The 6211-nt window shown below is 50.0% G+C and carries 6 protein-coding genes and 1 other RNA gene; all 7 read left to right on the top strand.

Features of this window, described 5'->3' with window-relative positions; genetic code table 11:
- A partial coding sequence (locus KQJ18_RS24730) for a hypothetical protein (protein WP_253297539.1) occupies nt 1–110 on the top strand: 110 nt, incomplete at its 5' end.
- A 15-nt stretch (nt 111–125) separates the two neighbouring features.
- Nucleotides 126–896 carry a 2-dehydro-3-deoxyglucarate aldolase gene (gene garL, locus KQJ18_RS20565; RefSeq protein ID WP_038634122.1) on the top strand — a complete coding sequence of 257 codons (771 nt, stop codon included), beginning with the start codon at nt 126–128 and terminating at the stop codon, nt 894–896.
- Nucleotides 897–926: 30 nt separating this feature from the next.
- Nucleotides 927–1817, top strand: a complete 891-nt coding sequence (garR, locus tag KQJ18_RS20560) for a 2-hydroxy-3-oxopropionate reductase (protein ID WP_038634119.1) — start codon at nt 927–929, stop codon at nt 1815–1817.
- A gap of 65 nt (nt 1818–1882) precedes the next feature.
- Nucleotides 1883–3028 carry a glycerate 2-kinase gene (gene garK, locus KQJ18_RS20555; RefSeq protein WP_087856877.1) on the top strand — a complete coding sequence of 382 codons (1146 nt, stop codon included), beginning with the start codon at nt 1883–1885 and terminating at the stop codon, nt 3026–3028.
- A 32-nt stretch (nt 3029–3060) separates the two neighbouring features.
- Nucleotides 3061–3437: RNase P RNA component class A (gene rnpB / locus KQJ18_RS20550), an RNA gene on the top strand.
- A gap of 765 nt (nt 3438–4202) precedes the next feature.
- Complete coding sequence (gene tdcA / locus KQJ18_RS20545; RefSeq protein ID WP_216422619.1) at nt 4203–5141, top strand: transcriptional regulator TdcA; 939 nt, start codon at nt 4203–4205, stop codon at nt 5139–5141.
- 98 nt (nt 5142–5239) lie between these two features.
- Nucleotides 5240–6211: bifunctional threonine ammonia-lyase/L-serine ammonia-lyase TdcB (gene tdcB, locus KQJ18_RS20540; protein WP_216422618.1), on the top strand; the 972-nt coding region annotated here is incomplete at its 3' end.

The raw sequence follows: 6211 nt of genomic DNA, 5'->3' as shown, positions 1-6211 counted from the left end.
TGCACTCATTTAATGCCGCGCTGATGTTTGTAGGGTGCTCAGCGCTGATGGCAATGGTTTGCTACCTGTTTATTGTCGGTGACATTAAACGTATGGAATTGCAGAAATAAACAAAGGTATAGGCGATGAATAACACGATTTTCCCGAATAAGTTTAAAGCGGCCCTCGCGGCGCAGCAGATTCAGATTGGCTGCTGGTCTGCATTAGCCAGTCCAATCAGCACTGAAGTTTTAGGTCTGGCGGGTTTCGACTGGCTGGTGCTGGACGGCGAACATGCGCCGAACGATATCTCGACGTTTATCCCGCAATTGATGGCGCTTAAAGGTAGCGCCAGCGCGCCGGTGGTACGTGTGCCGACCAACGAGCCGGTGATCATTAAGCGTCTGCTGGATATCGGGTTTTACAACTTCCTGATCCCGTTTGTTGAGACCGAAGAAGAGGCGGTGAATGCGGTGGCGTCAACTCGCTATCCACCGGAAGGTATTCGCGGCGTGTCCGTATCCCACCGCGCCAATATGTTTGGCACCGTGCCGGACTATTTTGCGCAGTCGAATAAGAACATCACCATCATCGTGCAGATCGAAAGTCAGCAGGGCGTTGATAACGTTGATGCAATCGCGGCGACCGAAGGCGTTGACGGTATCTTCGTCGGCCCCAGCGATCTGGCTGCGGCGTTAGGCCACCTCGGCAATGCGTCCCATCCCGATGTGCAGAAAGCTATCCAGCACATTTTCGCCCGCGCGAAAGCCCACGGTAAACCAAGCGGCATTCTGGCCCCGGTAGAGGCGGATGCGCGGCGTTATCTGGAGTGGGGTGCGACGTTTGTTGCCGTCGGCAGCGACCTTGGCGTGTTCCGTTCAGCCACGCAGAAACTGGCTGATTCTTTTAAGAAATAACCACCATCGACAGTAGAGAGAGATAAAGACATGACAATGAAAGTTGGTTTTATTGGCCTCGGTATCATGGGTAAACCAATGAGTAAAAACCTCCTCAAGGCAGGTTACTCGCTGGTGGTTGCTGACCGTAACCCGGAATCCATTGCGGACGTGATTGCCGCAGGCGCAGAAACCGCCGCCACGGCGAAAGACATTGCCGAGCAGTGTGATGTGATCATCACCATGCTGCCGAACTCTCCGCACGTGAAAGAGGTGGCGCTGGGCGAAGGCGGCATCATTGAAGGGGCGAAACCGGGGACGGTACTGATCGACATGAGTTCCATCGCACCGTTAGCCAGCCGTGAAATCAGCGAGGCGCTGAAAGCGAAAGGTGTGGATATGCTGGATGCGCCGGTCAGCGGCGGCGAGCCAAAAGCGATTGACGGTACGTTGTCGGTGATGGTCGGCGGCGATAAAGCGATTTTCGACAAGTACTACGATCTGCTGAAAGCGATGGCGGGTTCCGTGGTGCATACCGGCGAGATTGGCGCAGGCAACGTGACCAAGCTGGCTAATCAGGTGATTGTGGCGCTGAACATTGCGGCGATGTCTGAAGCGCTGACGCTGGCGACTAAAGCGGGCGTGAATCCGGATCTGGTGTATCAGGCCATTCGTGGCGGACTGGCGGGCAGCACCGTACTGGATGCGAAAGCGCCGATGGTGATGGACCGCAACTTCAAACCGGGTTTCCGCATTGACCTGCATATTAAAGATCTGGCCAATGCGCTGGATACCTCGCATGGCGTTGGCGCTCAGTTGCCGCTGACGGCTGCTGTCATGGAGATGATGCAGGCGCTACGCGCAGATGGGTTGGGCACCGCCGATCATAGCGCGCTCGCCTGCTACTACGAAAAACTGGCGAAAGTGGAAGTCACTCGCTAACAAGAAGGGCGCGGATGCGCGCCCTGTATTTCTTGCCTTGCGCGGCACTTTCAGGCTACATAACTATGAAAATCGTAATTGCCCCAGACTCTTATAAAGAAAGCCTTTCTGCCACCGAGGTGGCTCAGGCAATAGAAAAAGGATTTCGGGAAATTTTCCCCGATGCGCAATATGTGTCTGTTCCGGTTGCCGACGGCGGCGAAGGAACGGTCGAAGCCATGATTGCCGCCACGCAAGGGAGTGAACATTCCGCGTGGGTGACGGGGCCGCTGGGCGAAAAAGTGAATGCCTGCTGGGGCATGTCCGGGGACGGTAAAACCGCGTTTATCGAAATGGCGGCAGCCAGTGGTCTGGCGTTGGTTCCTCCTGAAAAGCGCAATCCGTTAGTCACTACGTCGCGCGGTACCGGGGAGTTGATTTTGCAAGCGCTGAACAGCGGCGCACAAAGCATTATTATCGGCATTGGCGGTAGCGCGACCAACGACGGCGGCGCGGGTATGGCGCAGGCGCTGGGGGCGAAACTCTGTGATGCCAACGGGACTGACATTGGCTACGGCGGTGGTAGCCTGATGAGTCTGAACGCCATCGATATCTCGGGCCTGGATCCTCGCTTAAAAACCTGTTCAATTCGCGTGGCCTGTGATGTGACCAATCCACTCACCGGCGACACTGGCGCTTCACGTATCTTTGGCCCGCAGAAAGGGGCAACGGAAGAACGTATTCTCGAACTGGACCGTAATCTGTCTCACTATGCTGACATCATTAAAAAATCGCTGCGGGTCGACGTGAAGGACGTTCCCGGCGCCGGTGCGGCTGGTGGGATGGGCGCAGCGTTAATGGCTTTTTTAGGCGCGGATCTGCGCAGTGGGATAGAGATTGTGACTCAGGCGCTTAATCTGGAAGAACATATTCACGATTGCACGCTGGTAGTGACTGGCGAGGGGCGGATCGACAGCCAGAGTATTCACGGCAAAGTGCCGGTAGGTGTGGCGAATGTCGCGAAGAAGTACCACAAGCCAGTGATTGGTATTGGCGGCAGCCTGACGCATGATGTGGCGGTGGTGCATCAATGTGGTATCGACGCGGTGTTTAGCGTATTGACCAGTATCAGCACACTGGAAGAGGCGTTCCGTGGGGCATTTGATAATATTTATCGTGCTTCAAGGAACATTGCCGCCACGCTGGCGATAGGAATGCGCAGTGCGGGGTGACATTGCCCCGCAAACCCTCTATACTGCGCGCCGAAGCTGACCAGACAGTCGCCGCTTCGTCGTCGTCCTCTTCGGGGGAGACGGGCGGAGGGGAGGAAAGTCCGGGCTCCATAGGGCAGGGTGCCAGGTAACGCCTGGGGGGGAAACCCACGACCAGTGCAACAGAGAGCAAACCGCCGATGGCCCACGTAAGTGGGATCAGGTAAGGGTGAAAGGGTGCGGTAAGAGCGCACCGCGCGGCTGGTAACAGTCCGTGGCACGGTAAACTCCACCCGGAGCAAGGCCAAATAGGGGTTCACAAGGTACGGCCCGTACTGAACCCGGGTAGGCTGCTTGAGCCAGTGAGCGATTGCTGGCCTAGATGAATGACTGTCCACGACAGAACCCGGCTTATCGGTCAGCTTCACTCTTTATAAAACCCCGCTTCGGCGGGGTTTTTGCTTTCAGGACAGATGGTCATGCCTTATGGCGTTGCGCCTGGTTTACCACGAATCTGGCGTTTATTTCCCATTCATCTAATCTTTATTTCGTTCTTATTAATATTCCTGACTTCTTTTATAAGAGGAAATGTCTCTCGGGATAATTCTTGTTTTGTGATGTGTAACACAAAACGCTACGCGATACGTTTTTACCGAGAATAATCACGCGTAATCGATCGCCATCACAAAATTAGTTGCTGATAAAATGCGCAAAACCAGTGTTAATGTAATGTTGCCAATAGCGATCATTTGTTTTAATTGGTTTAAATATTGATAAATGCAATGTTTCTTTACAAACAAACAAGGCAAAAAAATGTGATGCATGGCATTATTTAAACACCATAAACGATAAAATATAATTATATTTGATAAATTACTTATTAAATTTAAGCGCCATTTTTACCGATAATTACTCTGTAATTGATTGAAATATAGCCTTTCGTGGTTCGAAGAAATAACAACAAAAATGATGTCGTTATAGCCATAAAAAATCGTTATCCCCCCATCTTTTTTTGATTAAAGTCAGGGTTAAGTGAGATCGATATTTTCTATCTATATGATTAATAAGAAATTATCAATTTAATAATAATCTTACAAAATGTAAGGGAAGGGGATTTGTGAGTGGTCGCACATATCCTCGTTTGCTTAATTTGGTAAACTTCCTGCCGTCAACAAAGTTATTAGAGCAGGACGATATGAATACTATTTCTCTCCCTAAAACACAGCACTTAGTGGTCTTTCAGGAAGTCATTAGAAGTGGTTCTATCGGTTCTGCTGCAAAAGAATTAGGTTTAACTCAACCGGCGGTCAGCAAAATCATTAATGATGTTGAGGCTTATTTTGGTATTGAGTTAGTGGTGCGTAAAAATACCGGCGTTACCTTGACTCAGGCAGGTCAGGTGATGCTCTCATGGTCTGAATCCATTACTCGTGAAATGAAAAACATGGTTGATGAGATGAACAGCATGACGAGTAACGCAGTGGTTGATGTGTCGTTTGGCTTTCCTTCACTGATCGCCTTCACCATCATGTCCGGCATGATTAAAAAATTTAAAGAGGTGTTTCCGAAGGCGCAGGTTTCCATGTACGAAGCGCAGCTCTCCTCGTTCTTACCCGCGCTTCGTGACGGGCGCCTCGACTTCGCTATCGGTACGCTGAGTGATGAGATGAAACTACAGGATCTCCATGTTGAGCCGCTCTTTGAGTCAGACTTTATACTGGTCGCCAGCAAGTCCCGAACATGCACCGGCATCACCTCGCTGAGCGCGTTGAAAAACGAACAGTGGGTGTTGCCACAAACGAATATGGGATACTACCGCGAACTTCTAACTACGTTACAAAGTAATGGCATCAGCAGTGAAAACATCGTTAATACTGACTCCGTCGTCACCATTTATAATCTTGTTCTCAATGCTGATTTCTTAACTGTAATTCCCTGTGACATGACCACACCGTTTGGCTCAAACCAGTTTATTACTATCCCGGTACAAGAGACGTTACCCGTCGCGCGTTATGCCGCCGTGTGGTCGAAAAATTATCGAATTAAAAAAGCAGCATCTATTTTGGTGGAATTAGCCAAGGAATATTCATCATATAATTGTCGAAGACGAAGGCAATTAATTGAAGTTGATTAAAGATTGAATTTGTTTTAACACGGACTCAACGCCATCTGTCTATATCTGACAATGGTTACGGCTATCTATTTACTTTAATACCCAGGTAAGAGGTTCTAATGCACATTACATACGATCTCCCAGTTGCAATTGAAGATATCCTCGAAGCGAAAAAAAGACTGGCGGGGAAAATATATAAAACGGGAATGCCTCGCTCTAACTATTTTAGTGAACGTTGCAAAGGGGAAATTTTCCTCAAGTTTGAAAACATGCAGCGTACCGGTTCATTTAAAATCCGTGGCGCTTTTAACAAGCTCAGTTCATTAACCGAAGCTGAAAGATGTAAAGGTGTGGTGGCTTGCTCTGCAGGGAACCATGCGCAAGGGGTTTCTCTCTCCTGCGCCATGCTCGGAATTGACGGCAAAGTGGTGATGCCGAAAGGCGCACCGAAGTCTAAAGTGGCGGCAACCTGCGATTATTCCGCGGAAGTTGTGCTGCACGGCGACAACTTCAACGACACCATCGCGAAGGTTAGCGAGATTGTGGAAACGGAAGGCCGTATCTTTATTCCGCCATATGATGACCCGAAAGTCATTGCCGGTCAGGGCACTATTGGTCTGGAAATTCTCGAAGATCTGTACGATGTCGATAACGTGATTGTGCCAATTGGCGGCGGCGGACTGATTGCAGGTATTGCAGTGGCAATTAAATCGATTAACCCGACCATTAAAATTATTGGCGTACAGTCAGAAAACGTTCACGGCATGGCGGCTTCTTTCCGCGCTGGAGAAATAACCACGCACCGAACGACCGGCACCCTGGCGGATGGTTGTGACGTCTCCCGCCCGGGTACTTTAACGTATGAAATCGTTCGTGAGTTGGTAGATGACATTGTCCTGGTCAGCGAAGATGAAATTCGCAACAGCATGGTGGCATTAATTCAGCGAAATAAAGTTGTGACTGAAGGTGCCGGTGCGCTGGCATGCGCAGCATTATTAAGCGGGAAATTAGATAGCTATATCCAGAACAGAAAAACAGTCAGCATTATTTCTGGCGGTAATATCGATCTTTCTCGTGTATCTCAAATTACT

The sequence above is a fragment of the Citrobacter sp. S55_ASV_140 genome (assembly GCF_018919505.1).
Taxonomy (GTDB): Bacteria; Pseudomonadota; Gammaproteobacteria; order Enterobacterales; family Enterobacteriaceae; genus Citrobacter; species Citrobacter werkmanii.
The sequence above is the reverse complement of the archived record's forward strand: the minus strand, read 5'-3'. Positions and strand labels throughout refer to the sequence as shown.